This window comes from Pseudomonas sp. Eth.TT006 (assembly GCF_054456575.1).
Window position 1 is genome coordinate 17,648 of record NZ_JBTJEN010000024.1, and the last position, 25,774, is coordinate 43,421.

The window sequence follows — 25,774 nt, forward strand, 5'->3', positions numbered from 1 at the left end:
TCTACACAAAACCAATGTGGGAGCGGGCTTGCTCGCGAATGCGGTGTGTCATTCAGCGTAAATATCCACTGACACGCCCTCTTCGCGAGCAAGCCCGCTCCCACATTCGAACGAAGCCATCTTCACGGAGTACGGTTACGCCGCGTCTCGATGATGTTCGGCAACTGCGAAATCCGCCCCAGCAAGCGCCCCAGCGCGTCCAGCCCCGGAATCTCGATGGTCAGGGACATCAGCGCGGTGTTGTCCTCCTTGTTCGAGCGGGTGTTGACCGCCAGCACGTTGATCCGCTCGTTGAGCAGCACCTGCGAGACGTCACGCAGCAGACCGGAACGGTCGTAAGCGCGGATGATGATATCCACCGGGTAGGTGAGCACCGGCACCGGGCCCCAGCTGACCTGGATGATCCGCTCCGGCTCGCGCCCGCCCAGTTGCAGCACCGAGGCGCAGTCCTGGCGGTGAATGCTCACGCCACGGCCCTGGGTGATGTAACCGACGATCGCATCGCCCGGCAGCGGCTGGCAGCAGCCGGCCATCTGCGTCATCAGGTTGCCGACGCCCTGGATCTGAATGTCGCCACGCTTGCCCGGCTTGTAACCGGTGGCCTTGCGCGGGATCAGTTCCAACTGTTCGTTGCCGCGCTCCGGCTCGACCAGTTGCTGCGCGAGGTTGACCAGTTGCGCCAGACGCAGGTCGCCGGCACCAAGAGCGGCGAACATGTCTTCGGCGGTTTTCATATTGGCCTTTTCGGCCAGCTTGTCGAAATCCACCGCCGGCAGACCGAGGCGATTGAGTTCGCGTTCGATCAGGGTTTTACCGGCCGCCACGTTCTGGTCACGGGCCTGCAGCTTGAACCAGTGAACGATCTTCGCCCGCGCCCGCGAGGTGGTGACGTAGCCCAGGTTCGGGTTCAGCCAGTCGCGGCTCGGGGTGCCGTGCTTGCTGGTGATGATCTCGACCTGTTCACCGGTCTGCAGGCTGTAGTTGAGCGGCACGATCCGCCCGTTGATCTTCGCGCCACGGCAGTTGTGCCCGATTTCGGTGTGCACGCGGTAGGCGAAGTCCAGCGGTGTCGCGCCCTTCGGCAGGTCAATGGCGTGACCGTCGGGGGTGAAAATGTAGACCCGGTCCGGTTCGATATCGACCCGCAGCTGTTCGGCCAGACCACCGATGTCGCCCAGCTCTTCGTGCCACTCGAGGACCTGACGCAGCCAGGAGATTTTCTCTTCGTAGTGGTTGGAACCGGATTTGACGTCGGTGCCCTTGTAACGCCAGTGCGCGCAGACGCCGAGTTCGGCTTCTTCGTGCATCGAGTGTGTACGGATCTGCACCTCAAGCACTTTACCCTCAGGGCCGATCACCGCCGTGTGCAGCGAGCGGTAGCCGTTCTCTTTCGGGTTGGCGATGTAGTCGTCGAACTCTTTCGGGATGTGCCGCCACAGGGTGTGAACGATGCCGAGCGCGGTGTAGCAGTCGCGCATTTCCGGCACCAGCACGCGCACCGCGCGCACGTCGTAGATCTGGCTGAATTCCAGACCCTTGCGCTGCATTTTGCGCCAGATCGAATAGATGTGTTTGGCCCGGCCGCTGATATCGGCATCGACGCCGGTGGCCTGCAATTCGTCCTTGAGCTGGGTCATCACGTCGCTGATGAAACGCTCGCGGTCGAGCCGCCGCTCGTGGAGCAGCTTGGCGATCTGCTTGTATTGATCGGGTTCCAGGTAACGGAAGGACAAGTCCTCCAGTTCCCACTTGATATGACCGATACCGAGCCGGTGCGCGAGTGGCGCATAGATGTCGAAGACTTCCCGCGCCACCCGGTTGCGCTTCTCGTCGTCGGCGGTTTTTACCGCACGGATCGCACAGGTGCGCTCGGCGAGTTTGATCAGTGCGACGCGCACGTCGTCGACCATCGCTACCAGCATCTTGCGCAGGTTTTCCACTTGGCCCTGGGTGCCCATCACCATCGACTGGCGCGGGCTGAGGCTGGCACTGATCGCCGCCATGCGCTGCACGCCGTCGATCAGCTTGGCCACCACCGGACCAAAACGCTGGCCGACCGCCGCGAGTTCGATCTGGCCCTCGCGCACGCCGCGATACAGGACCGCGGCGACCAGCGAATCCTGATCGAGCTTGAGGTCGGCGAGGATCTCGGCGATTTCCAGCCCGGTACGGAAACTGCCGGAGCCTTCGGCCCACAGGTTCTTCCGCGCGTTGGACTGTTGTTCGGCCTCGCGAGCGAACTCGCAGGCTTCTTTCAAGGCTTCGCGATCCAGAGCCAGGTCGACACTGACCGCATGATCGAGCCAAGCCTCGAGATTGATACTGCCGTCGGTGTTGATCGGCTGGTGTGCTCTCACCTGTACCATCTTGCTTTACCTTCCCTACGACGCAGATTCAATGCGTCAAATCGCTGATCCTTGTTGCCCGTTGGCGCTCGCGGGGCCGGAGCGAGCGCTGCGCGGACAGATCAGTCGGATTCAGACGAGCCATCCTGGCTCGCTTCAAATAACGCCATGGCCTCGACATGTGCCGTCTGAGGAAACATATCGAGAATCCCGGCACGTTTTAACCGGTAGCCCTGCCTGATCAATTCGACCGTATCGCGCGCCAGCGTTGCCGGGTTGCACGACACATACACCAACCGCTCGGCACCCAGGGTCGCGAGCTTGCGCACCACCTCGAAAGCACCGTCACGCGGTGGGTCCAAGAGTACCGCAGAAAAGCCGTTTCCGATCCACTGGGCATCGGTCAAAGGTTGGGATAAATCGGCTTGAAAAAACTTTGTGTTATGCAAATTGTTACTAGCGGCGTTGGCGGCGGCGCGATCGACCATGGTCTGCACGCCCTCCACCGCCACCACTTCCCGCACGCTTTTGGCCAGCGGCAAGGCGAAGTTGCCCAGGCCGCAGAACAGGTCCAGCACGCGTTCGTCGGCGCGCGGCTGCAGCCAGTCCAGCGCCTGCGCAACCATCGCTTCGTTGACCCCGGCGTTGACCTGAATGAAATCTCCCGGCCGCCAGGCCAGCTCCAGATCCCACTGCTCCAGGCGATAGCCCAGCGCTTGCGTGGCGTCCACCGGTTGCGGCTGGCCTTCGCCATGCAGCCACAGTTGCGCATCATGCAACTGGCAGAATTCCTCGAGAATCGTCAGATCTGCTTCGGACAACGGCGCCATGTGCCGCAGCAGCACGGCCAACGAGGATCCGCTGAACAATTCGACATGGCCCAGCGCCTGCGGCTTGCTCAAGCGCCGGAGCATCTGCGGCAGACCGCTCATGATCGGCTGCAAGGGCTGTACCAGCACCGGGCACTCGCTGATCGCGACGATGTCCTGACTGCCGGCGGCACGGAACCCGACTTCGAGTTGCTTCGCTTTCATGTCCCAGCGCACGGCGATCCGCGCACGACGGCGATAGCCGAATTCGGGGCCGGTCAGCGGTGCTGCCCATTCTTGCGGTTCGACCCCGGCAACCCGCGACAACTGCTCGGCGAGCATGCGCTGTTTCAGGGCGAGCTGTTCGTCGTGGGGCAGATGTTGCACGCTGCAACCGCCGCAGCGGCCGGCGTGCGCACAGGCAGCCGCACGGCGCAGTTCGCTGGCCTTGAACACGCGTTCGGTGCGCGCCTCGACCACTTTGCCGTGGGCGCCCAGCACCCGCGCCTCGACCTCTTCACCGGCGAGGGCGCCGAGGACGAACCAGGTTTTGCCTTCGAAAAACGCGATACCGCGACCGTCATTGGCCAGGCGCTCAATGTTCAGGCGCTGCTTCTTGCCGGTCGGAATTTGCGCGGCCTTGCTCCCGCCGGTGGGCTGGAAGCGCAGGCCTCTCTCGTGCTTGGCCATCAGTTCGGCGCGTCGAAAATGCCGGTCGACAGGTAACGGTCGCCACGGTCACAGATGATCGCGACGATCACCGCGTTTTCAACTTCTTTGGACAGGCGCAGCATCGCTGCCACCGCCCCGCCCGAGGACACGCCGCAGAAGATGCCTTCTTCGCGGGCCAGACGTCGGGTGACGTCCTCGGCTTCGCTTTGCGCCATATCGACGATGCGGTCGACGCGGTCGGCCTGGTAGATCTTCGGCAGGTATTCCTGCGGCCAGCGACGGATACCGGGGATGGCCGAGCCTTCCATCGGCTGCAGCCCGACGATCTGTACGCTGTCGCTCTGCTCTTTCAGGTAGCGCGAAACGCCCATGATGGTGCCGGTGGTGCCCATCGAACTGACGAAATGCGTAATGGTGCCCTGGGTCTGGCGCCAGATTTCCGGGCCGGTGGTGGTGTAGTGCGCTTGCGGATTGTCGCCGTTGGCGAACTGATCGAGCACCTTGCCACGGCCTTCGGCTTCCATGCGCTGAGCGAGATCGCGAGCGCCTTCCATACCCTCTTCCTGACTGACCAGAATCAGCTCGGCGCCATAGGCGGTCATCGCCGCCTTGCGCTCGGCGCTGGAGTTGTCCGGCATGATCAGGATCATCTTGTAACCCTTGATCGCTGCGGCCATCGCCAGCGCAATGCCGGTGTTGCCCGAGGTCGCCTCGATCAGCGTATCGCCGGCGTGGATCTGCCCACGCAGTTCGGCACGGGTGATCATCGACAGCGCCGGACGATCCTTGACCGAACCCGCCGGGTTGTTCCCTTCGAGCTTGAGCAATAGGGTGTTGCTGGTGGCACCGGGCAGGCGCTGCAAACGCACCAGCGGAGTGTTGCCGACGCAATCGGCGATGGTTGGGTACTGCAGGGTCATGGCGTATTCGCAATCCAGACGTGCGGGGGCGCCTATCATACCGGCAAACCTGCGAAGGCCATATCACGCAAAGTGCGGTGCTTATGGTTTATGGGAATAAGCAGCGGTTAGTCGCTATTTTCTGCTGGCGCCGTATCCATCGCATAAAACTCATGCAACTTGGCCTGCAGCAATTGCTTATCCGGCAGACAGGTTTGATATTCAGCTATCAATGCGGGCGAAAGACTGCGATTGAGTGCGTACTCGACGACCTCATCTTCCTTGCTTGCACAGAGCAGGACACCGATGGCCGGACTTTCGTGAGGCTTGCGGACATTGCGATCCAGCGCCTCCAAATAGAAATCCAGCTTGCCGAGGTATTCCGGTTCAAAACGGCCGACCTTGAGTTCAATGGCTACAAGGCAATTGAGCCCTCGGTGGAAGAACAGAAGATCGAGTGAGAAATCCCGACCGCCGACTTGCAGCGGATATTCGGAACCGACAAAACAGAAATCGCGACCGAGCTCAATAAGGAACGCCTTGAGACGTGAAAGAAGCCCCTGGTGCAGATCGGTTTCGGAATGAGCAGCGGGCAAGTCGAGAAATTCGACCATGTAGGAATCGCGGAATATCTCGAGAGCTTCGGGATGATTTTGTTTCAGTGCGGCGGAGGCTTTTGCAGGATCGGTGACGCTTCGCTCAAACAAAGCAGACTTGAATTGGCGTTCCAGTTCGCGCTTCGACCACTGTTCCTGAACGGCCATTCGCAGGTAGAACCCACGCTCTTCCGGGTGTTTGCTTTGGCTCAAAATGATCATGTTATGAGTCCACGGCAATTGTCTCACCAGTGGTGAGACAATTGGATCATCCCGATAGGTTTCATAAAACTGGCGCATTCGGAACAGATTTGGTCGGGTGAACCCACGCAAGCCCGGTTGGGTATACGCCAGATGTGCGGCCAGTTGAGTTATGACCGAATCGCCCCACTCCGCCTGCTCAATCTTACGACTGATATGCGCCCCCACCTGCCAATAAAGCTCAATCAGCTGTGTATTGACCGCTTGCATGGCCTTATGTCTGGAACTGTGAATCAGCGCGAGCACTTCGTTGAAACGTTCGTCATCCGGGCTGCCAGTAAGTCTGGATACAGTCATGCGCAATTCCTTGGAGATCAGGTGAAGCACGAGCCTAACCCCTTCAGGAAGCTTGAAATGACCGCCGATGCAGCTTGGGAAATGTCGTACAAAAAAAGGCGAGCGCTCCCGCAAAACCGGAGGATTGGCCACTCTAATGGACTACATCGCGAGCAGGCTCACTCCTACAGGAGATCGCGTGTTGTTCACACAACCTGCGGCGAGCATATTTCCAATGCAGGAGTGAGCCTCCTCGCGATAACGTCAGCCGTCACAACGCCGTCATCGGCAATTAACCGCAAATTCATTCGCAACCCCGCGCCGCCATTCTCCGCCCACAACTGGCCGCCCTGACGCTGCACGGCATTGCGCGCGATGCTCAGGCCCAAGCCAAATCCACCGTCTCCCGGTCGCGAGCCGTCGAGGCGGATGAACGGTGAGAAGATCCGCTCCAGATCCCCTTCCGCTACGCCAGCGCCCTGATCCTCCAGCCACAGATGCCAGCAATCGCCATCCCTGCGTCCATCCAGTCGTACGATCCCACCCGCAGGCGAATGGCGGATCGCGTTGCGCAGAACGTTTTCCAGCGCCTGCGCCAAGGTGTTGAGGTTGCCGCGCACCCAGCACGTCGGCGGCAGCGCGCACTGCATTTGCAGGCTCGGCCAGCCGCTTTCATAACAGGCGTTGTCGGTGAGCATTTCCCACAGGGCCTGAATCTGGATCGCCTCGTCGGGCAATGGCGAGCGGTCAGTATCGAGCCAAGCCAGTTGCAGGGTGTCTTCGACCAGTCTTTGCATACCGTCGACTTCGCGACCGATACGTTCGCGTAGCTGCACTAAATCCTGTTCGCTCTCGCTGGCAACGCGCAGTCGGCTCAACGGTGTGCGCAACTCGTGTGACAGATCGCGCAGGAGTTGCTGCTGCAGAGCCACGGTGGATTGCAGGCGCTCAGACATCGAGTCGAACGCCCGCGCCAGTTCACCGAGTTCATCCGGCCGTTGGGTGATGCCACTCGACAGACGCACATTCAATTGATCGGCGCGCCAGGCGTTGGCCTGTTCGCGCAGGTTGTTCAGCGGCACCACCAGCAAGCGATACAGGCCGACGCACAGCAACAAGGTGAACAGCCCCGGAATCACACCGTTGGTAATCACCCGCCAGAACAGCCGGTATTGCCCCGGCAGGAAGCGCTCGGGCAACTCGATCACCAGGCTGCCGGCGGACGGCTGCTTGGGAAACGGTACGCGCAGCCACGGTCGCCCCTGCTTGTGGATCGGCCAGTCGAGGCCGCGCAAAAAGGTCAGGTGCTGGATGGCCTGTTCGTTCAACGGCTCGCTGCTTAACGACTGCAGATTGCGATCAATCACCCCGACCCAACCCGCCTCGCGCAGCTGCATGCTCTGCAACCAGCTATCGATCCCGTCACGCCCGCCGTGCTGCCACGCCCGCTCCGCTTCAGCGGCATAACGAGTGAGGGTGGCGCGCGCCTCGTCGGAGAGGAACTGATTGCGCTCCTCCATGTAACGCCCCCACGACCAGCTCAGCCAGATCATCAGCAGACAGAAAGCCACCAGCAGGCACGCCAGTTTCCAGAACAGCGAATGCCGCCCCGGCAGGTCAGAGACCTTCATCGACTGCACTCAACACATAACCCTTGCCCCACACTGTGCGCACTTCGCGCTCGGTGTATCCGATGGCCTTGAGTTTGCGGCGGATCTGGCTGATGTGCATGTCGAGGCTGCGGTCGTGGGCGGCGTATCCGCGCTGCAGCACCTGCTGATAAAGGAAGGGTTTGCTCAACACTTCCTCGTCATTGCGACTGAGGGTTTCCAGCAAACGGTATTCGCTGCGGGTCAGGCCGGCGGCCTGCTGGTTGTAGAAGACGTCGCACTGTTCATCTTCGAAATGCAGCGCGCCGCTGGCTGCTGGCGGCGTAATCGTGGTCGGGCGCCGATCCAGCGCCACGCGACGCAGGATCGCCTCGATCCGTACATGCAGCTCGGCCATGCTGAACGGTTTGGGCAGGTAGTCATCGGCCCCCAAACGGAAGCCACTGATGCGATCGGCCTCGGCTCCCAGCGCCGACATCAGCAGCACCGGCGTCGAATGGCTCTGGCGCAATTGCGTCAGCACCTTCAGGCCATCGAGCCCGGGCAACAGAATGTCCATCAGCACCACGTCGAACGGCTGATGGCGGGCAATGTTCAGGCCGTCCTGGCCGTTCTGGCACCAGGTCACGGCAAAGCCGCTGCGACCGAGATGTTCGTGAACATAGGCGCCCAGCACCGGGTCGTCCTCGATGGCAAGAATGCGTGGCAGGTCGGCGGGAACAGGAGTCATGAGTATCTGCAAATAATTCTCAGTTGAGCGATTATTCAAGATTGCCCGCCATCGGGCAACCCAAGCCTGACCGGTCGGACAAACGCGCCAGCCAGCGTCGACCGATAGCGAGATGATTTTTCCGGAGATTGCCTGCCTGCAAATCGCTACACTGCGCCCATGTCGCGTGCCGGACGCACGTGCGAGTCAACAGTTCAGCGGGATGCGGGAGATGGGTGTGCTCAAGAAACTGGGAATCAAAGGTCGCGTATTGTTGCTGACCCTGTTGCCGACCAGCCTGATGGCGCTGGTGCTCGGTGGCTATTTCACCTGGATGCAACAGTCCGATCTGCAGACCCAGTTGATGCAGCGCGGCGAAATGATCGCCGAACAACTGGCGCCGCTGGTCGCGCCCGCCATGGGCCACGGCAATACCGATCTGCTCGAACGCATCGCCACCCAGTCCCTCGAACAACCGGATGTGCGTGCCGTCACCTTTCTCGCCCCCGACCGCACACCGCTGGCGCATGCCGGCCCGACCATGCTCAATCAGGCACCCAGCGGCGACAGTGCGCAACTGCAACGGCGCAGCGGCAATGACGCCACTCGTTATTTAATGCCGGTGTTCGGCAAGCATCGCAATCTGGCCGGCGACGTGATCCCGGAAGAATCCGAGCGCCTGCTCGGCTGGGTCGAACTGGAGCTGTCGCACAACGGTATGCTGCTGCGCGGTTATCGCAGCCTGTTTGCCAGCCTGCTGTTGATTGCCGCAGGTCTGGCTGGCGCCGCCCTGCTCGCGCTGCGCATGGGCCGCACCATCAACCGCCCGCTGAGCCAGATCAAACACGCGGTCGCCCAGCTCAAGGACGGCCACCTGGAAACCCGTCTGCCACCGCTCGGCAGTCAGGAGCTGGACGAGTTGGCCTCGGGCATCAACCGCATGGCCGGCACCCTGCAGAATGCCCGCGAAGAACTGCAACACAGCGTCGATCAAGCGACTGAAGACGTTCGGCAGAATCTGGAAACCATCGAGATCCAGAACATCGAGCTGGATCTGGCGCGCAAAGAAGCGCTGGAAGCGAGCCGGATCAAGTCCGAGTTCCTCGCTAACATGAACCACGAGATCCGCACGCCGCTCAACGGCATTCTCGGCTTCACCCACCTGCTGCAGAAAAGCGAACTGACCCCGCGTCAGCTCGACTACCTGGGCACCATCGAAAAGTCCGCCGACAGCTTGCTGGGCATCATCAACGAGATCCTCGATTTCTCGAAAATCGAGGCTGGCAAACTGGTGCTCGACCATATTCCGTTCAACCTGCGCGACCTGTTGCAGGACACCCTGACGATTCTGGCGCCGGCCGCACATGCCAAGCAGTTGGAACTGGTCAGTCTGGTGTACCGCGACACGCCGCTGTCGCTGGTCGGCGATCCGCTGCGGCTGAAGCAGATTCTCACCAACCTGGTCAGCAACGCGATCAAGTTCACCCGCGAAGGCACCATCGTTGCCCGCGCCATGCTTGAAGAAGAACACGAGGACAGCGTGCAACTGCGCATCAGCATTCAGGACACCGGCATCGGCCTGTCGAGTCAGGACGTGCGCGCGTTGTTCCAGGCCTTCAGTCAGGCCGACAACTCGCTGTCGCGCCAGCCCGGCGGCACCGGTCTGGGGCTGGTGATTTCCAAGCGCCTGATCGAACAGATGGGCGGCGAAATCGGCGTCGACAGCACCCCGGGCGAAGGCTCGGAATTCTGGATCAGCCTGAGCCTGCCGAAAACCCGTGACGACACCGAAGACCTGCCGGGCCCGCCGCTGCTCGGGCGTCGTGTAGCGGTGCTGGAAAATCACGAACTGGCGCGGCAGGCGCTGCAGCATCAACTGGAAGACTGTGGCCTCGACGTTACGCCTTTCAATACGCTGGAAAGTCTGACCAATGGCGTCACGGGCGCACACCAGACCGATCAGGCCATCGATTTCGCGGTACTCGGCATCACCAGCAACGACATGCTCCCGGAGCGCCTGAACCAGCATATCTGGGATCTCGAACACCTCGGCTGCAAAGTGCTGGTGCTGTGCCCGACCACCGAACAGACGCTGTTCCACCTCTCGGTGCCCAACCCGCACAGTCAGTTGCAGGCGAAACCGGCCTGCACCCGCAAGTTGCGTCGGGCGCTGGCGGATCTGGCCAACCCGCGTCAGCCACGCAACGAACCGGGCGAACCGCTCTCGAGCCGCGCGCCGAAAGTGCTGTGCGTCGACGACAACCCGGCCAACCTGTTGCTGGTGCAGACCCTGCTCGAAGACATGGGCGCCAAGGTTCTCGCGGTGGAAAGCGGTTATGCCGCGGTCAAGGCGGTGCAGAGCGAATCGTTCGATCTGGTGCTGATGGACGTGCAGATGCCCGGCATGGACGGGCGCCAGACCACCGAAACCATCCGTCAGTGGGAAAGCGAACGGCATTGCACGCCGCTGCCGATCGTCGCCCTCACCGCCCACGCCATGGCCAACGAAAAACGCGCCTTGCTGCAAAGCGGCATGGACGACTACCTGACCAAACCGATCAGCGAGCGGCAACTGGCGCAAGTGGTGCTGAAGTGGACCGGTCTGGCCTTGCGCAATCAAGGACCGGAACGGGTCAGCGACAGCGCCGCGGGCAACAATGAACTGCCGGTGCTCGACCACGAAGAAGGCCTGCGCCTGGCCGCCGGCAAGGCCGATCTGGCGGCGGACATGCTGGCGATGCTGCTGGCGTCGCTGGAGGCCGACCGCGAAGCGATTCGCGCGGCGTGCGAAAGCCGTGACCAGAATGCCCTGATCGAGCGCGTGCATCGCCTGCACGGGGCGACCCGCTATTGTGGCGTGCCGCAATTGCGCGCGGCCTGTCAGCGCAGTGAAACCCTGCTCAAGCAGGGCGACCCGAAGGCGGTGGCGGCGCTGGAAGAACTGGAGCGGGCGATCAATCGTCTCGCAACGCAAGCCCGGATCAGCGCCTGATCCACGGCAATGCCGCATACGCTATCCCGCGCTAAAGTGATGGCGGGTCCACTGACTCGCCACCCGTTTCAGGAGGAACGCATGCGCACGATTGTCTTCAGCAGCCAGACCTACGACCGCGACAGTTTTCTCGCCGCCGATTGCCCGGCCGGCATCGAGCTGCACTTTCAGCCGGCCCGGCTCAGCCTCGACACCACCGCCCTCGCTGCGCAACACGAAGTGGTCTGCGCCTTCATCAACGATGACCTCAGTGCACCGGTGCTGGAGCGCCTCGCTGCCGGCGGTACGCGACTGATCGCCCTGCGCTCGGCGGGCTACAACCATGTCGATCTGATCGCGGCGAAACGTCTCGGAATGTGCGTGGTGAGGGTGCCGGCCTACTCGCCGCATGCTGTGGCCGAACACGCCGTGGCGCTGATTCTGGCGCTCAACCGGCGCCTGCACCGCGCCTACAACCGCACCCGCGAAGGTGATTTCACCCTGCATGGCCTGACCGGTTTTGATCTGGTGGGCAAGACCGTCGGCATCGTCGGCACCGGGCAAATTGGCGCCACGTTCGCGAAAATCATGCACGGCTTCGGCTGTGAGTTGCTGGCCTACGACCCGTATCCAAACCCTGATGTTCTGGCCTTGGGTGCACGTTATCTGAGTCTGCCGGAACTGCTCGCGCAGTCGCGGATCATCAGCCTGCACTGCCCGCTCAACGCGCAGAGCAAACACCTGATCAACCGCGAGTCGCTGGCGCATCTGCAACCGGGGGCGATGCTGATCAACACCGGGCGTGGCGGTCTGGTGGACACGCCGGCGCTGATCGACGCCTTGAAGGACGGGCAACTTGGCTACTTGGGTCTGGATGTCTACGAAGAAGAGGCGCAGCTGTTTTTCGAGGATCGCTCCGACCTGCCGCTGCAGGACGATGTGCTGGCGCGGTTGCTGACCTTCCCGAACGTGATCATCACCGCGCATCAGGCGTTTCTCACCCACGAAGCGCTGGGCGCGATTGCCGCGACCACCCTGCACAACATCGCGACCTGGGCCGCAGGCGCGCCGCAGAACCAGGTCGAGGGTTGAAGGCTTGCCGGATTATTTCGGCGACAGCGAAGAGGCCAGGATCAGCAGCGCCAGCCAGCCGAAACCGAAGAAGCGCTGCTTCAGCGAATGACCGTTACGCAGCAGGAACCAGACAAACACCATCGGCAACAGAAAGATCATGATCTTCAACCAGCCTTCCACCGGCCGCGAACCGTCGGGATTGGCCTGAACTTGCGGGGCTGGCGCGGCTTGCCGACGACGGCGGCCGACAGCGGCCGGTGACACTTTCGGCGCCGGTTCTGCAGCCGGGGGCGGGACAACCGCCTCGGGCACCGCTTTGTTGCGTGGCAGGCTGCCAAAGGAAATCGTTGTCGCAGCTTGCGCCGGGCTGTGCTGCTGCGCCAGCGGCGCTCCACAATGAATGCACGTCTTCGCTTCAGAGCTGATGCTCCGCTTGCATTCATAACATTCGATCAGCGCCATGTTCCGTTCCCTCAGAGTGAAGCGCGGCAGTTTGCCATGAGCCACCGCCGATTTGAACCGGATCGAAGGTCGCAACGGCACGCCATCCTGTAATCAAGCCCGTGCTAGCATGTCGCGCATATTTGGAGGACCCATGGTCGAACACGATTTCCGCTACACCCTGATGAACCCGCAACACACCCTCACCGAATGCCGCGCCCTCGTTCCGGGCCGCTATCAGGTCACCGGCAACGGTGGCTCGATCCGCATCGGCGACGTCCTGTTGGTCACCCTCAAGGGCAGCAAGGACTTGTCCATGCGCCTGACCGTCGACACCGTGCGCCACCTGATCAATCCGCCAGGCCAATGGACCGCGATGACCACCGGCCCGGTCTTCGGCGAACTGGCGATCCACACCTGGCAGGTCAACTGCGACAGCTGCGCCAAAGAGCTGAGCTTCGAGTTCGCGGTGGATGCCAAGCTGGGCAAAACCGCGGAAAAACCGGCGGCCACGGCGCGTATTGCCGAGCTGGGCTGGAAAGCCGTTGGCGACAAGCATCTGTGCCCGAAATGCCAGGAGCCTGCGTGATGAAACGCCTTGCCCTGCCCCTGCTGATGGGTGCCGCTCTGGTGGGCTGCGCCGCAGAGCCTGTGCAACTGCAACAGAACCGCAGCTACATTCTGGAATGGATCGGCGAGCGACCGCTAATGGATTACAGCCACCTGACCGTGACCCTCGGCGACGATGGCCGCGCGTATGGCAACGGCGGCTGCAACCACTGGTTCGCGCCGTACACCCTCGACGGCGACAAGCTGAGCTTCGGCCCGATCGGCAAGACCCGCAAACTCTGCGCCCCGGCGCTCATGGAGCAGGAACAACGCTTCCTGCAGGCGCTGCAAGGCGTCGAACGCTGGGACATCTCGCCGATCGAGCAGATGCGCTTCTGGCCGGCGGAAGGCAAGCCGCTGCGCTGGTGGCTGGAGGAGGGTTAAGCCTCGAGGCCGCCAAGCCCTCACCCTAGCCCTCTCCCAGAGGGAGAGGGGACTGAATGGGGGATATTGGGGAGCTACGCCGACTTGATCCTGCTTTGGTGAATCCATAACCAACTTACCGATGCTTCGCAGAATGCATAACCGACTTGATGTGGCTTTGGTGAATCCATAATCGACTTGCTGATGCTCTGCAGAACGCATAACCGACTTGATGTGGCTTCGGCGAATCTGTAATCGACTCGAACTTTCAGGTCGATGTAACTCGCCAGACACTTCGGTCGGCCCCCTCTCCCTCTGGGAGAGGGCTGGGGTGAGGGGCTTTTGACGTTACTTGGTAGCCTGCAACGCCTCCAGCTTGGCCATCACCCCCGCCGCCGTCTGCTCGCCCAGCAACTGTTCGCGCACCTTGCCCTTGTTGTCGATGATGTACGTCACCGGCAAGGCCTCACTGCGCGGCAGGTCGAACAGGTCGGCCGGATCCTGCGCCAGCACGGTGAACTTGATCCCCAGCTTCTCGCTGGCAGCCTTCAGGTCCTCACCCTGCACGTTGTCGAAGTTGACCCCGAACACGCCGATGTTCTTGCCTTTCAACTCATCCGCCAGATGATTGAGTTCGGGAATTTCCGTACGGCACGGGCCACACCACTCGGCCCAGTAATTGAGCACTACCCATTGCTTGTCCAGACGCTCGGACGCGACTTTCTGACCGTTCTGGTCAATCCCGTAGTCGTTACCGCAGCCCCCCAGCATCAACGCCCCGATTATGGTCAATGCCGCTGCCAATCGCCGTGTCATGTCATGTTCCCTGGTCAAAAATTGAAGGCGCCTGCGACCCATCGCCTCTGACGGTTCTGGATTGCGCGCTGCACAGTTAGAATAGCCGCCACTTTACGCCAGAAGCGACCCGCCATGACCGATCTGACGCTTTATCACAATCCGCGCTGCTCGAAATCCCGCGGCGCGCTGGAACTGCTTGAGGCCCGCGGCCTGACCCCGAACGTGGTGCGCTACCTCGAAACCCCGCTGAACGCCGCGCAAATCAAGGCCCTGCTCGGCAAGCTGGGCATCAGCGCACGCCAGGTGCTGCGCAGCGCAGAAGATGAATACAAAATGCTTCAGCTGGCTGACGAAAACCTCAGCGAAGCGCAACTGATCGACGCCATCGCGCAACATCCGAAACTGCTGGAGCGACCGATTCTGGAAGTCGGCCACAAGGCGGTGATCGGCCGACCTCCGGAGCGGATTCTGGAGTTGCTGCCGTGAGCGCGCCATACATTCTGGTGTTGTATTACAGCCGCAACGGCTCGACCAACGAGATGGCCCGGCAGATTGCCCGGGGTGTCGAGCAGGCTGGCCTGGAAGCGCGCCTGCGCACGGTGCCGGCGATCTCCACCGAGTGCGAAGCAGTGGCCCCGGACATCCCCGACGATGGCGCGCTCTACGCCAGCCTCGACGACCTGAAGAACTGCGCCGGCTTGGCGCTGGGCAGTCCGACCCGTTTCGGCAACATGGCCGCACCGCTGAAGTACTTCCTCGATGGCACCAGCAACCTGTGGCTGACCGGCGCCTTGGTCGGCAAACCGGCGGGCGTGTTCACCTCCACCGCCAGTCTGCACGGCGGCCAGGAAACGACCCTGCTGTCGATGATGCTGCCGCTGTTGCACCACGGCATGCTGATCACCGGCCTGCCGTACAGCGAATCGGCACTGCTGGAAACCCAGGGCGGCGGCACGCCATATGGCGCCAGCCACCATGCCGGGGCGGACGGTAAAAAAGGTCTTGATCAGCACGAAATAGCCCTGTGTCGCGCCCTCGGTCAGCGCTTGGCCGGGACCGCACAGAAACTGGAGGGCTGAGGGTGGCGAAGAAGCCGAAAGTCCTGCCCTCGGTCGAGTGGCTGCAGCCGCGCGTCAAGGCGATGCGGGTTATCAGCCTGCTGTGCTTCTTCGGCCTCGCCGGGTTGCTCGCCGCGTATTACCTGGTGTTCGCCGACCTGCATGGCGCCCGGCCGTGGGTGATTCTGCTGGTCGAGCTGATCCCGTGGATCGTCCTCGCGCCGGCGATGATCATGGGCAGCGCCCGTGGGCATTCGTGGATGTGTTTTGTGGTGAACCTGTATTTCATCAAAGGCGCATTGGCGGCCTATGACCCGAGCCGGCAGCTGTTTGGCGTGCTGGAGATGGTCGCGAGCCTGGCGCTGTTCTGCTCGGCGCTGCTGTATGTGCGCTGGCGGTATCAGTTGAATCGCAAGCTGGCTGGCGAGGGCCAGATCTCCGTCGCCTGACAGATTGCTATCGCTGGCAAGCCAGCTCCCACAGGTTCTGTGTCGATCACAAAATTGTGTTTCAACACGGATCCTGTGGGAGCTGGCTTGCCAGCGATTGGGGCGACGCGGTCTCAATGGTTGACGGTGTAGGCGAGCATCATCGAAATCTGGCTCATCGGCCGCCCGCCGCTCTGTTCATGCCACTGGTTGAACGCGTCCTGCACCAGCGCCAGATCGCGCAGGCTGGTCGGTGCCTTGTCGACAATTTTCTGCGCATTCAGTGCCGCGACCACGTCGTAGCTCGGCACGAAGGTGTCCTTGCCGACCATGCGCAAAAAGCGCGGTGCCGAGAGACCGCCCAACTGACTGCCGTGCTTCTTCAGGTAGGTCCACAGACCGACGATATCGGTCACCGGCCAGTCGGCGATCAGCGCGCCGAAACTGCCCTTGTCCTTCTCGACATCGAGGATGAACTGCGCATTGCGCGGCACGCTCTTGAGCTTGCCCAGGTGGCGAATGATCCGCGCGTCCTGCATCAGGCGTTCGAGGTGTTCGGCGCTCATCAGCACAACTTTTTCCGGATCGAACCTGAAGAACACTTCTTCGAACGCCGGCCACTTGGCGTCCACCAGACTGTGTTTGAGCCCGGCACGGAATACGCGCAGGGCCATGGTCGAGAGGTAGCGGTCGTCGCTGATCTTGCGCAATTGCGCGGGGGTCTTGGGAACGGGCAGATGGGCTTCCAGTTCAGCCGCCGAACCGAAGCGGTTCAGACAGTATTCGTGCAGCCACTTGTAATCACGCATGCCCTCTCCCGGGAATTGAAAATGAGTTTCTACGAACGAATACAAGACACTGTGGGAGCGAGCTTGCTCGCGAAAGCGGTATGTCATTCAACACTCATGTCGGCTGACACGACGCCTTCGCGAGCAAGCCCGCTCCCACATTTGAAACGGTTTTACAGGTTAACGACGTTAACGAAGCGCGAAGCCGCAGTCTCGTCGATCTTCAGGCTGGTGAAGTCGAACAGGTTGCGGTCGGCCAGTTGCGACGGCACCACGTTCTGCAGACTGCGGAAGATGCTTTCGGTTCGACCCGGTGTCTTGCGCTCCCAGTCCTGAAGCATTTCCTTGACCACCTGACGCTGCAGGTTTTCCTGCGAACCGCAGAGGTTGCACGGGATGATCGGGAATTCCTTGAAGTCCGAATAAGCCTGGATGTCTTTCTCGTTGCAGTAGGCCAGCGGGCGGATCACTACGTTACGGCCGTCATCGGCGCGCAGCTTCGGTGGCATCGCCTTGAGGGTGCCGTTGAAGAACATGTTGAGGAAGAACGTCTCGACGATGTCATCGCGATGGTGACCGAGGGCCATCTTGGTCGCGCCGATTTCGTCGGCAAAGGTGTACAGCGTGCCGCGACGCAGGCGCGAGCACAGCGAGCAGGTGGTCTTGCCTTCCGGGATCAGCTCCTTGACCACCGAGTAGGTATCCTTCTCGACGATGTGGTACTCGACACCCAGCTCTTTCAGGTAGGCCGGCAGCACATGCTCAGGGAACCCCGGCTGCTTCTGGTCCATGTTCACCGCGACGATCTCGAACTTGATCGGCGCCACCTTCTGCAGGTGCAGCAGCACGTCGAGCATGGTGTAGCTGTCCTTGCCCCCGGACAGGCAGACCATGACCTTGTCGCCGTCTTCGATCATGTTGAAATCGGCGACCGCCTCGCCCGCCAGACGGCGCAGGCGCTTTTGCAGTTTGTTCTGATTGACCGTAAGAGTGCCCATGACGCGAAATCCGTGAGGTGTGACGAAGGGCCGGCATTTTACGCAAAAACCTGCCACCGGCGAAGCATCCTGACAGACGCACCCTGTAGGAGCTGCCGCAGGCTGCGATCTTTTGATCTTGTTTTTTACAATCAAAAGATCGCAGCCTGCGGCAGCTCCCACAGATGCAACTGCGATTACCCCATCTGTTTACAGCGCGATTTGCTCTAAGTCCCTGCTCCCTGTGCGGTTAAGTCCTTTCTATACTGCGACATAAGGTCGCACACATCTGAAGACCTGGTATTTGCTCGGCCACCTTGGCCCGTAGGCGCTCCGTTGGGGGGCGATGGCAATAACAAGAGGAGTGACTGGCATGATCCATCACGTAGTGGGACTGTTTACCCACCCCGATCAGGAATGGAAGGAAATCCGTGGCGACCAAGAGGAAAGCATCAGCCACATGTACCTGACCCACACGCTGATTCTGGCGGCAATTCCCGCCGTGTCGGCGTTTATCGGCACCACCCAGGTCGGCTGGGTGATCGGCAACCGCACGCCGGTGATGCTCACCGTGGAAAGCGCAATCTGGATGACGGTGATGTCGTACCTGGCAATGCTCGGTGGCGTCGCGGTGATGGGCGCTTTCGTGCACTGGATGGCCCGCACCTATGACGCCAACCCGAGTCTGGCCCGTTGCGTGGCGTTCGCCACCTACACCGCGACTCCGTTGTTCGTCGGCGGGTTGGCAGCGCTGTACCCGCACATGTGGCTGGGGATGATCGTCGGCACGGCGGCCATCTGCTACACGGTGTACCTGCTGTACGTGGGGCTGCCGACGTTCATGAACATCCCGTCGGACGAAGGTTTTCTGTTTTCCAGTTCGGTGCTGGCCGTGGGCCTGGTGGTGCTGGTCGCGATCATGGCGTTCACCGTGATTGTCTGGGGCCTCGGCGTGGGGCCGGTGTATACCAACTGACAAGCTTCCCCCCGAAAACGACAAGATCTGCCAATACAGGCCGCCGCAAGGCGGCCTTCTCGTTGACGGATGACCATTCGGCAGGTCGGCGATTCGCAAGGCACGGAGGTTGCGGCATACTCGACGCCTCTGGAGATCCATCAAGCATGCCCGAGCAACTCAATACCCGCGTCGAAGACTGTTACCAACTCGCTGAAGCCTTTTTCAAACGTCATTTCCAACGCCCCGTCGTCAGCCTCAAGCTGCGCGGACAGAAAGCCGGGGTCGCGCATCTGCACGAGAACCTGCTGCGCTTCAACCCGCAGCTGTACCGGGAAAACACCGAACACTTCCTCAAACAGACCGTGGCCCATGAAGTCGCGCACCTGATCGCCCATCAACTGTTCGGCGACCGCATCCAGCCGCACGGCGAGGAATGGCAACTGATCATGCGCGGGGTCTATGAACTGCCGCCGGATCGCTGCCACACCTACGCCGTGAAACGCCGCAGCGTGACGCGCTACATCTACAAATGCCCGTGCGCCGACAGTGATTTTCCGTTTTCCGCGCAGCGGCATAGTCTGGTGCGGCAGGGGCGGCGGTATTTGTGCCGGCGCTGCCGAAATACGCTGGTGTTCAGTGGTGAGATGCGGGTGGAATAAGCAGCCTGTGCTGCATTGAAAGGCCTCATCGCTGGCAAGCCAGCTCCCACAGGTTTTGTGCCGTACGCAGAGCCTGTGAACACCTCGAAAACTGTGGGAGCTGGCTTGCCAGCGATGAGGCCGGTACCGGCGCTAGAGAATCACCCTGGCTGCCCGCAACCGAGCAATCCGCTCAGCACTGAACCCCAACTCCCCCAGCACCTGCTCCGTATGCTGCCCCAGCGCCGCGCCAACATGCCGCGGCGCCGGCAGCGCCTCGGAGAATTTCAACGGACAGGCCATTTGCGCTTGACTGGTCCCATCACCACGCGGCACCTGAGTCACCAGCTCGCGCGCCTGCAACTGCGGATGCTGCACCGCTTCGCTCAGGTTCAACACCGGCTCGACGCAGGCATCGACTCCGGCAAACAACTCGCGCAGCTCGGCAAAGTCGTGTTTCTCGAATTCAACCTTCAACGCATCCTTCAATGACCGTTGCTGCTCGGGTTTCGGCGACAAACCCAGCGCTGCCAGCTCCGGGCGGCCCAACGCTGTACACAGTTGTTGCATGAAGCCCGGCTCCAGACTGCCCACCGACAGCCAGCGCCCGTCGCGCGAGCGGTAGTAGTCGTAGAAGCTGCCGCCATTGAGCATCTGCTCTTCCCGGTGCGGCTCCTCGCCACAGGCCAGATATCCGGCAGCGGCCATGGCGTTCAGGCTGAATGCGCAATCGGTCATGCTCACGTCGAGGTGGGTGCCCTGCCCGCTCTGCTGGCGCGCTATCACCGCCGCCAGCAGACCGATCACCCCGTGCAACGAGCCGCCCGCCACATCCGCCACCTGCATGCCCAGCGGCAACGGCCCGCTGTCGGCACGCCCGGTGTAGCTGGCCAGCCCGGCCAGTGCGAGGTAATTGATGTCATGCCCGGCGCGATCCTTGTACGGCCCGGTCTGCCCGTAACCGGTGATCGACACGTAAATCAGCTTCGGGTTGATCGCCTTCAGCGCCTCATAACCCAGGCCCAGACGCTCCATCACCCCGGGGCGGAATTGCTCCAGGACTATGTCGTACTCCGCCAGCAATTGCCTGACCACCTCCAGCGCCTCGGGCTGCTTGAGGTCCAGCGCCAGACTGCGCTTGTTGCGGTTGAGGTAGGCATGGCTGGCCGAGACGCCTTGATCGTGAGGCGGCAGCACGCGCAACAGATCCACACGCGTCGGCGATTCGATGCGCAGCACCTCGGCGCCCATGTCCGCCAGTAATAGCGAGGCAAACGGCCCTGGCAGCAGGGTCGAGAAATCCAGAATCTTCAATGAGGCCAGCGGCGCGGACATGGGCGATCTCCTTGGGCGATGCATCCAGCCTAGGCAGCGCTGCCGTGGACAGCAATCACCGGATGGATCAGCGGCAGTGACCGTAATGCTCAAATCGCAGGCAATAAAAAACCCTGTGGTGAGGGGATTTATCCCCGATGGGTCGCGCAGCGGCCCCTTCTTGAGATGGAAGGGGACTGCTGCGCAGTCCATCGGGGGTAAATCCCCTCGCCACAGGGGCTCTCACACTCCAGCATTACACTGGAGCCGGTTCAGATTACTTGACGTTGCTCGGCGTCGGGCCTTCGGCCACACCCAGGTCATCTTCAGGACGGGTATCGGCGATACCGCGACCGCCCGAGGCCAGCTCGGATTGCAGCACGTCGGTGTCCAGCTCTTTCACCCACTTGGCCACGACGATGGTCGCGACAGCGTTGCCGACCAGGTTGGTCAGGGCGCGGGCTTCGGACATGAAGCGGTCGATACCGAGGATCAGCGCCAGACCGGCCACCGGCAGGTGACCGACGGCCGACAGGGTGGCGGCCAGCACGATGAAGCCCGAACCGGTCACACCGGCTGCGCCTTTGGACGACAGCAGCAACACCACCAGCAGGGTGATCTGATGGGTGATGTCCATGTGGGTGTCGGTCGCCTGAGCGATGAACACTGCGGCCATGGTCAGGTAGATCGCGGTACCGTCGAGGTTGAACGAGTAACCGGTCGGGATCACCAGACCCACCACCGATTTCTTCGCGCCCAGACGCTCCATCTTGATCAGCATGCGTGGCAGTACCGATTCCGACGAGGAAGTACCCAGTACGATCAGCAGTTCTTCACGGATGTAGCGGATCATCTTCAGCACGCTGAAACCGTGCATGCGGGCGATACCGCCGAGCACGATCAGGATGAACGCCAGGCAGGTGATGTAGAAGCAGATCATCAATTGACCCAGCTGCACCAGCGAGCCGACACCGTAAGCGCCGATGGTGAACGCCATCGCACCGAAGGCACCGATTGGCGCGAGCTTCATGATCATGTTGATGATGTTGAACATCACGTGGGCGAAGCGATCGATGAAGTCGAGAATCGGACGGCCGTAGTCACCCAGGCGATGCAGGGCGAAACCGAAGATCACCGAGAACATCAGCACTTGCAGGATGTCACCGGTGGCGAACGCGCCGACGATGGTGGTCGGGATCACGTTGAGCAGGAAGCCGACCACGCTCTGATCCGCGCCTTGCGCCACGTAGGTCGCAACTTTCGAAGCATCCAGGGTGCTGACGTCGATGTGCATGCCGTTGCCCGGTTGCACGATGTTGACCACGACCAGACCGACCAGCAGGGCGATGGTCGATACGATTTCGAAGTACAGGAGCGCGTAACCACCGGTCTTGCCGACCGATTTCATGCTCTGCATGCCGGCGATGCCGCTGACCACGGTGCAGAAGATGATCGGAGCGATGATCATTTTGATCAGCTTGATGAAACCGTCACCCAGCGGCTTAACCGCCACACCGAATTGCGGGTAGTAGTGACCAAGGGCAATACCGATGATGATCGCGACGATCACCTGGAAATACAGGGATTTGTACAGTGGCTGACGAGTCGTCATTGCAAGCTTCCTCAAACGTCCCGCGGGCAACATCCACCTGTTGAGCGCAGAACCTGAATTGCGAACCCTCCTGCACTGGAGGGATTTGTTGTTGGAGCGGCGTTTTTCTCACGGGATAAAACGCACGCTTCTGTCGCTCTTATCGCAAACGCCGTGCCACTTTGGTGCAAATCGCTGCAAGCCTTTTGATATCAGGGGATGCAGAGTGTTTTTTGTCACGGGCCGGTGACGCCAGTGTGGCGGATTTCCGCCAAGTCGCCAGCTCTCGTCCTACAATTTGGCGGAAATCCGCCTTGTTGCGGATCAGGCCCGCCCGCTACCATCCGGCGCCTGAACAAGGATCTGCCGTTTATGCGCGAACGTACCATCGCCAGTCATTTCGCCCGTGCCGCCCTCGGTGGCGCGCGCCGCGCGGGGTTCGATTATCTGCCGTTGCTGCAGCAACTGGGCATCAGCCCGGAACTGCTCGACGAGCCACGCGCGCGCATCGCCCCGGAACAATTCACCCGACTGATCCAGAGCCTGTGGCTGGCCCTGGATGACGAATACCTGGGCTTTGGCAACGCGCCGAGCAAACCCGGCAGCTTTGCGATGATGTGCCACGCCCTGATTCACTGCCGCAACCTGGAGAAGGCACTGCAACGCGGTTTATTGTTTTATAGCCTATTCCCCGAAGCCCCGCGCCTGAGCCTGCAACGCGAAGACGAATGGGTGCGCCTGAGCCTCGACGATGCGCAGTTATGGGACCCGGACCATTTTCTCAGCGAAAGCCTGCTGGTGATCTGGCATCGCCTCGGCAGTTGGCTGATCGGCCAGCGGATTCGTCTCGAGCAGGCCACCTTCAGCTATGCGAAACCGGCACACGGCGCCGAGTACGATCTGCTGTTCCCTTGCCCGCTGGTGTTTGGCGCCGGGCACAGCAGCCTGCTGTTTCACAGCCGCTATCTGTCGATGCCGCTGTTGCAGGACGAACGCACCCTCAAGCACTTCCTCGAACGCTCCCCCGCCGACCTGCTGTCACGCCCCGACGACGGCGACAGCCTCAGCAGTCGCCTGCGCCGTTTGCTCAGTCGCGACAGCGCGCAGTGGCCGGACCTCGAAGCTGTGGCCGTGCAACTGCACCTCAGCCCGCAGACCCTGCGCCGGCATTTGCGCGAGGAAGGCAGCAGCTTTCAGGAGCTGAAGGATCAGTTGCGGCGGGATATCGCCATTTACCACTTGGGCCGGGCGGAGCTGTCATTGCAACAGATCGCCGAACAGCTGGGATTTTCCGAGCCGTCGGCGTTTCACCGGGCGTTCAAGAAATGGACCGGGCTGACACCGGGGGCTTATCGGGCGCAGGAGCAGTGAGATAAACCCTGAGTCTTGTAGTGAATTCACTGACGCTATCGCTGGCAAGCCAGCTCCCACAGGTTTTGCGGGTGTACATAATTGCTCTGTACGACTCCGACACTGTGGGAGCTGGCTTGCCAGCGATGGGGCCGAAAAGGCCAACAGCTAAACCGCCGGAAAATGAATCCTGAACGCCGCCCCACCCATCGGTGAATCGCCGAGCATCAATTTGGCGTTGTAACTCTCGATGATGTCCTTGGCCACCGCCAGCCCGATCCCCTGCCCCGGATGCTGCCGGTCCAGGCGTTCGCCCCGCTCGAGAATCCGCGCGCGCTGATTTGGCGGGACGCCGGGGCCGTCGTCTTCGATGCACAGTTCGCTGCCGCTCAGGCTTTCGCGCACGCTGATGCGCACTTCGCCCAGGCACAGGCGATAGGCGTTTTCCAGCAGGTTGCCGAGCATCTCCAGCAGCGCGCCCTGCTCGATTGGCAGATAACAATGCTGCGGCAAATCGAAGGCCACCCGCACGCGTTTGTCGCGATAGACCTTGTCCAGCGTGTCGCACAGGCTTTTCAGCACCGGCTGCAATTGCACCTGATGGCGTACCAGACCGCTTTTGCGCAGGCTGGCGCGCTGCAGTTGATAGCTGATCTGCTGGCTCATGCGTTCGATCTGGGCTTGCAGCACCCAAGCCTGATCGCGATCTTCCGGGCGCTGGGCCATGTCTTCGCTGACGCCCTGCAACACCGCCAGCGGGGTTTTCAGGCTGTGCGCCAGGTCATCGAGGGAGTCCCGGTAGCGGCTGCGCTGCTGGCGTTCGCTGTGCAGCAAACGGTTGAGCGAGCCGGTCAGGCGCAGCAGTTCGCGCGGGTGCTGTTCGGTGAGGCTTTCGCGGGTGCCGCTTTCGATTTCATCGAGTTCCTGACTCAGCCGGCGCAGCGCCTTGAGGCCCCAGGTCAGGCCGATCCACAGCAGCGCCAGCAACACCAGCAACGCGGCGCCAAAGCCCAGATAGAGATTTTCGCGCAGGCCTTCGAGGGTGTTTTCGTATTCACGTACCGGTTGCAGGGCAACGATACTGAACGCCGCACTTTTGCCGCCGAGCAGTTTGACCTCGACGTCGTAGACGAAGAATTCCTGACCGCTGGCCTCACGAATCCGCGCGAACTCGTTGCCCATCCCGTCATAACGCGGCTTGTAGTTGATCTGTTCTTCCTGGGTCGCCCGGGAGCGCCACACCAGATGACCTTCGCGATCATAGATGTAGCCGAGCAGGCGGAAATCGGCGAGGTTGAAGCGCTCGTCCGGCAGCTGCGTGGGCATCACCAGCCGACCGTTTTCGATGCGCGCCGCCGAAATCAGCGTGGTGACATCCGAGGCCAGGCGCTGCTCGATCGAATCCTGCAGCGCCAGGCTGAACGCGCCTTGCATCGCCGGCAGCAAGCCGAGCATGAACAACACCGCCAGCGTGGTGGCGGCGAGCATCAAGCGGACGCGAAGCGAACGAATCAAGTGCAGCGCTCATTGAACAGGTAGCCGAGGCCGCGCACGGTGTCGATCGGCTTGAACCCGGCCGGGCCTTCGAGCTTGCGGCGCAGGCGGCCGACCAGCACTTCGATCACGTTCGGATCACGCTCGTCATCGTCCGGGTACAACTGCTCCATCAGCCGGTCCTTGGGCACCACTTGCTGATGGTGGCGCATCAGGTATTCGAGGATCCGGTATTCATAGGCGGTCAGCGCCAGCGGCTGCTCTTCCAGCGATGCCTGCTTGCGATTGAGGTCCAGCAGCAACGGCCCGGCAACAATGGTCGACTGAGTGAAGCCGCTGGAACGGCGCAGCAGCGCATTGAGCCGCGCTTCGAGTTCTTCGAACTGGAATGGCTTGACCACGTAGTCGTCGGCACCGGCGGCGAGGCCTTCGACCTTGTCCTGCCAGTTGCCGCGCGCGGTGAGGATCAGGATCGGAAAGCTCTTGCCGTTCGCGCGCAACTGCCGGATCAGATCGAGGCCACCCATGCCCGGCAGGCCGAGATCGATCACTGCCAGATCGAAGTTGAACTGCCCGGTCTGGTACAACGCCTCCTCGGCATTGGCCACGGACTCGACCACATGCCCGCTCTCCGTCAGGCGGGTTTGCAGGTGATGGCGCAACAGCGCTTCATCTTCGACGACCAACAGTTTCATAACGCTCTCCCGGGTAAATCAAATGCGCCAGCACCAACAGCCTGCCTGCG

General features: G+C 61.6%; 24 protein-coding genes. 10 read left to right on the forward strand and 14 right to left on the reverse strand.

The window, feature by feature from the left end:
• Positions 1 to 122: 122 nt before the first annotated feature.
• The 6 genes from relA to ACXR0M_RS25620 all read right to left on the reverse strand — a co-directional run bounded on the left by relA (position 123) and on the right by ACXR0M_RS25620 (position 8,198).
• Positions 123 to 2,366: a GTP diphosphokinase gene (gene relA / locus ACXR0M_RS25595; protein ID WP_458834410.1), complete on the reverse strand. Its 2,244-nt coding sequence runs from the start codon at positions 2,364 to 2,366 to the stop codon at positions 123 to 125.
• Between the two features lie 101 nt (positions 2,367 to 2,467).
• Positions 2,468 to 3,844 carry a 23S rRNA (uracil(1939)-C(5))-methyltransferase RlmD gene (gene rlmD / locus ACXR0M_RS25600; RefSeq protein ID WP_458834411.1) on the reverse strand — a complete coding sequence of 459 codons (1,377 nt, stop codon included), beginning with the start codon at positions 3,842 to 3,844 and terminating at the stop codon, positions 2,468 to 2,470.
• Entirely contained in the window at positions 3,844 to 4,746 is a 903-nt protein-coding gene (gene cysM, locus ACXR0M_RS25605; RefSeq protein ID WP_458834440.1) for a cysteine synthase CysM, read from the reverse strand. The genes rlmD and cysM overlap by 1 nt, the downstream gene beginning before the upstream one ends.
• Before the next feature lie 107 nt (positions 4,747 to 4,853).
• Complete coding sequence (locus ACXR0M_RS25610) at positions 4,854 to 5,879, reverse strand: PDDEXK nuclease domain-containing protein (protein ID WP_458834412.1); 1,026 nt, start codon at positions 5,877 to 5,879, stop codon at positions 4,854 to 4,856.
• Between the two features lie 185 nt (positions 5,880 to 6,064).
• Positions 6,065 to 7,489 (reverse strand): histidine kinase sensor domain-containing protein, encoded by a 1,425-nt coding sequence (locus ACXR0M_RS25615; RefSeq protein ID WP_458834413.1) that lies wholly within the window; start codon positions 7,487 to 7,489, stop codon positions 6,065 to 6,067.
• Complete coding sequence (locus tag ACXR0M_RS25620) at positions 7,476 to 8,198, reverse strand: response regulator transcription factor (RefSeq protein ID WP_458834414.1); 723 nt, start codon at positions 8,196 to 8,198, stop codon at positions 7,476 to 7,478. The genes ACXR0M_RS25615 and ACXR0M_RS25620 overlap by 14 nt, the downstream gene beginning before the upstream one ends.
• 217 nt (positions 8,199 to 8,415) lie before the next feature.
• On the opposite strand from ACXR0M_RS25620, the gene ACXR0M_RS25625 reads away from it, so the two are divergent.
• Both ACXR0M_RS25625 and ACXR0M_RS25630 read left to right on the forward strand, forming a co-directional pair.
• Positions 8,416 to 11,169, forward strand: a complete 2,754-nt coding sequence (locus ACXR0M_RS25625; RefSeq protein WP_458834415.1) for a response regulator — start codon at positions 8,416 to 8,418, stop codon at positions 11,167 to 11,169.
• 81 nt (positions 11,170 to 11,250) lie between these two features.
• Positions 11,251 to 12,240, forward strand: coding sequence for a 2-hydroxyacid dehydrogenase (locus tag ACXR0M_RS25630; RefSeq protein WP_458834416.1), 990 nt, complete (start codon positions 11,251 to 11,253; stop codon positions 12,238 to 12,240).
• A gap of 12 nt (positions 12,241 to 12,252) precedes the next feature.
• Here the strand turns inward: ACXR0M_RS25630 and ACXR0M_RS25635 are convergent, their stop codons facing one another.
• Positions 12,253 to 12,684 carry a hypothetical protein gene (locus tag ACXR0M_RS25635; protein ID WP_458834417.1) on the reverse strand — a complete coding sequence of 144 codons (432 nt, stop codon included), beginning with the start codon at positions 12,682 to 12,684 and terminating at the stop codon, positions 12,253 to 12,255.
• A 133-nt stretch (positions 12,685 to 12,817) separates the two neighbouring features.
• On the opposite strand from ACXR0M_RS25635, the gene ACXR0M_RS25640 reads away from it, so the two are divergent.
• Entirely contained in the window at positions 12,818 to 13,252 is a 435-nt protein-coding gene (locus ACXR0M_RS25640; RefSeq protein WP_458834418.1) for a hypothetical protein, read from the forward strand.
• Complete coding sequence (locus tag ACXR0M_RS25645; RefSeq protein ID WP_458834419.1) at positions 13,252 to 13,656, forward strand: META domain-containing protein; 405 nt, start codon at positions 13,252 to 13,254, stop codon at positions 13,654 to 13,656. Before ACXR0M_RS25640 ends, ACXR0M_RS25645 begins: the two co-directional genes overlap by 1 nt.
• 327 nt (positions 13,657 to 13,983) lie before the next feature.
• On the opposite strand, the gene ACXR0M_RS25650 is transcribed toward ACXR0M_RS25645, so the two are convergent.
• Positions 13,984 to 14,451 carry a TlpA disulfide reductase family protein gene (locus ACXR0M_RS25650; protein ID WP_458834420.1) on the reverse strand — a complete coding sequence of 156 codons (468 nt, stop codon included), beginning with the start codon at positions 14,449 to 14,451 and terminating at the stop codon, positions 13,984 to 13,986.
• Between the two features lie 114 nt (positions 14,452 to 14,565).
• On the opposite strand from ACXR0M_RS25650, the gene arsC reads away from it, so the two are divergent.
• From arsC to ACXR0M_RS25665, 3 genes are read left to right on the forward strand one after another with little or no spacing between them, the layout of a single operon-like run.
• A complete protein-coding gene (gene arsC, locus ACXR0M_RS25655) occupies positions 14,566 to 14,919 on the forward strand; it encodes an arsenate reductase (glutaredoxin) (protein ID WP_458834421.1) in 354 nt (117 codons plus the stop codon).
• The gene (gene wrbA, locus ACXR0M_RS25660) at positions 14,916 to 15,512 is read left to right on the forward strand and encodes an NAD(P)H:quinone oxidoreductase (protein WP_458834422.1); all 597 of its coding nucleotides are present in this window, start codon (positions 14,916 to 14,918) and stop codon (positions 15,510 to 15,512) included. Before arsC ends, wrbA begins: the two co-directional genes overlap by 4 nt.
• A 2-nt stretch (positions 15,513 to 15,514) precedes the next feature.
• The gene (locus ACXR0M_RS25665) at positions 15,515 to 15,940 is read left to right on the forward strand and encodes a DUF2069 domain-containing protein (RefSeq protein WP_458834423.1); all 426 of its coding nucleotides are present in this window, start codon (positions 15,515 to 15,517) and stop codon (positions 15,938 to 15,940) included.
• A 113-nt stretch (positions 15,941 to 16,053) separates the two neighbouring features.
• Here ACXR0M_RS25665 and ACXR0M_RS25670 read toward each other — a convergent pair whose 3' ends face one another.
• Positions 16,054 to 16,728, reverse strand: coding sequence for a DNA-3-methyladenine glycosylase I (locus ACXR0M_RS25670; protein WP_458834424.1), 675 nt, complete (start codon positions 16,726 to 16,728; stop codon positions 16,054 to 16,056).
• Between the two features lie 152 nt (positions 16,729 to 16,880).
• Complete coding sequence (gene ttcA, locus ACXR0M_RS25675) at positions 16,881 to 17,705, reverse strand: tRNA 2-thiocytidine(32) synthetase TtcA (RefSeq protein WP_041067551.1); 825 nt, start codon at positions 17,703 to 17,705, stop codon at positions 16,881 to 16,883.
• Between the two features lie 352 nt (positions 17,706 to 18,057).
• Here ttcA and ACXR0M_RS25680 point away from each other — a divergent pair, with 352 nt between their 5' ends.
• On the forward strand, positions 18,058 to 18,660 hold the full coding sequence (locus ACXR0M_RS25680; RefSeq protein WP_458834425.1) for a Yip1 family protein: 603 nt from the start codon (positions 18,058 to 18,060) through the stop codon (positions 18,658 to 18,660).
• Between the two features lie 146 nt (positions 18,661 to 18,806).
• A complete protein-coding gene (locus ACXR0M_RS25685) occupies positions 18,807 to 19,301 on the forward strand; it encodes a SprT family zinc-dependent metalloprotease (protein WP_041067555.1) in 495 nt (164 codons plus the stop codon).
• Between the two features lie 132 nt (positions 19,302 to 19,433).
• On the opposite strand, the gene ACXR0M_RS25690 is transcribed toward ACXR0M_RS25685, so the two are convergent.
• Positions 19,434 to 20,615, reverse strand: a complete 1,182-nt coding sequence (locus tag ACXR0M_RS25690; RefSeq protein ID WP_458834426.1) for a CaiB/BaiF CoA transferase family protein — start codon at positions 20,613 to 20,615, stop codon at positions 19,434 to 19,436.
• 256 nt (positions 20,616 to 20,871) lie between these two features.
• Entirely contained in the window at positions 20,872 to 22,206 is a 1,335-nt protein-coding gene (locus tag ACXR0M_RS25695; RefSeq protein ID WP_458834427.1) for a dicarboxylate/amino acid:cation symporter, read from the reverse strand.
• Positions 22,207 to 22,557: 351 nt separating this feature from the next.
• Here ACXR0M_RS25695 and ACXR0M_RS25700 point away from each other — a divergent pair, with 351 nt between their 5' ends.
• Positions 22,558 to 23,556, forward strand: a complete 999-nt coding sequence (locus ACXR0M_RS25700; protein ID WP_458834428.1) for an AraC family transcriptional regulator — start codon at positions 22,558 to 22,560, stop codon at positions 23,554 to 23,556.
• A gap of 147 nt (positions 23,557 to 23,703) precedes the next feature.
• On the opposite strand, the gene ACXR0M_RS25705 is transcribed toward ACXR0M_RS25700, so the two are convergent.
• Both ACXR0M_RS25705 and ACXR0M_RS25710 read right to left on the reverse strand, forming a co-directional pair.
• Entirely contained in the window at positions 23,704 to 25,050 is a 1,347-nt protein-coding gene (locus tag ACXR0M_RS25705; protein WP_458834429.1) for an ATP-binding protein, read from the reverse strand.
• Positions 25,047 to 25,724, reverse strand: a complete 678-nt coding sequence (locus ACXR0M_RS25710; protein WP_458834430.1) for a response regulator — start codon at positions 25,722 to 25,724, stop codon at positions 25,047 to 25,049. Before ACXR0M_RS25710 ends, ACXR0M_RS25705 begins: the two co-directional genes overlap by 4 nt.
• Positions 25,725 to 25,774: the final 50 nt, after the last annotated feature.

Bases quoted from the DNA above. Each gene is read 5' to 3' on its own strand.
- relA (WP_458834410.1), bottom strand. From the start codon at position 2,366: ATGGTACAGGTGAGAGCACACCAGCCGATCAACACCGACGGCAGTATC.
- rlmD (WP_458834411.1), bottom strand. From the start codon at position 3,844: ATGGCCAAGCACGAGAGAGGCCTGCGCTTCCAGCCCACCGGCGGGAGC.
- cysM (WP_458834440.1), bottom strand. From the start codon at position 4,746: ATGACCCTGCAGTACCCAACCATCGCCGATTGCGTCGGCAACACTCCG.
- ACXR0M_RS25610 (WP_458834412.1), bottom strand. From the start codon at position 5,879: ATGACTGTATCCAGACTTACTGGCAGCCCGGATGACGAACGTTTCAAC.
- ACXR0M_RS25615 (WP_458834413.1), bottom strand. From the start codon at position 7,489: ATGAAGGTCTCTGACCTGCCGGGGCGGCATTCGCTGTTCTGGAAACTG.
- ACXR0M_RS25620 (WP_458834414.1), bottom strand. From the start codon at position 8,198: ATGACTCCTGTTCCCGCCGACCTGCCACGCATTCTTGCCATCGAGGAC.
- ACXR0M_RS25630 (WP_458834416.1), top strand. From the start codon at position 11,251: ATGCGCACGATTGTCTTCAGCAGCCAGACCTACGACCGCGACAGTTTT.
- ACXR0M_RS25635 (WP_458834417.1), bottom strand. From the start codon at position 12,684: ATGGCGCTGATCGAATGTTATGAATGCAAGCGGAGCATCAGCTCTGAA.
- ACXR0M_RS25640 (WP_458834418.1), top strand. From the start codon at position 12,818: ATGGTCGAACACGATTTCCGCTACACCCTGATGAACCCGCAACACACC.
- ACXR0M_RS25645 (WP_458834419.1), top strand. From the start codon at position 13,252: ATGAAACGCCTTGCCCTGCCCCTGCTGATGGGTGCCGCTCTGGTGGGC.
- ACXR0M_RS25650 (WP_458834420.1), bottom strand. From the start codon at position 14,451: ATGACACGGCGATTGGCAGCGGCATTGACCATAATCGGGGCGTTGATG.
- arsC (WP_458834421.1), top strand. From the start codon at position 14,566: ATGACCGATCTGACGCTTTATCACAATCCGCGCTGCTCGAAATCCCGC.
- ACXR0M_RS25670 (WP_458834424.1), bottom strand. From the start codon at position 16,728: ATGCGTGATTACAAGTGGCTGCACGAATACTGTCTGAACCGCTTCGGT.
- ttcA (WP_041067551.1), bottom strand. From the start codon at position 17,705: ATGGGCACTCTTACGGTCAATCAGAACAAACTGCAAAAGCGCCTGCGC.
- ACXR0M_RS25680 (WP_458834425.1), top strand. From the start codon at position 18,058: ATGATCCATCACGTAGTGGGACTGTTTACCCACCCCGATCAGGAATGG.
- ACXR0M_RS25685 (WP_041067555.1), top strand. From the start codon at position 18,807: ATGCCCGAGCAACTCAATACCCGCGTCGAAGACTGTTACCAACTCGCT.
- ACXR0M_RS25690 (WP_458834426.1), bottom strand. From the start codon at position 20,615: ATGTCCGCGCCGCTGGCCTCATTGAAGATTCTGGATTTCTCGACCCTG.
- ACXR0M_RS25695 (WP_458834427.1), bottom strand. From the start codon at position 22,206: ATGACGACTCGTCAGCCACTGTACAAATCCCTGTATTTCCAGGTGATC.
- ACXR0M_RS25700 (WP_458834428.1), top strand. From the start codon at position 22,558: ATGCGCGAACGTACCATCGCCAGTCATTTCGCCCGTGCCGCCCTCGGT.
- ACXR0M_RS25710 (WP_458834430.1), bottom strand. From the start codon at position 25,724: ATGAAACTGTTGGTCGTCGAAGATGAAGCGCTGTTGCGCCATCACCTG.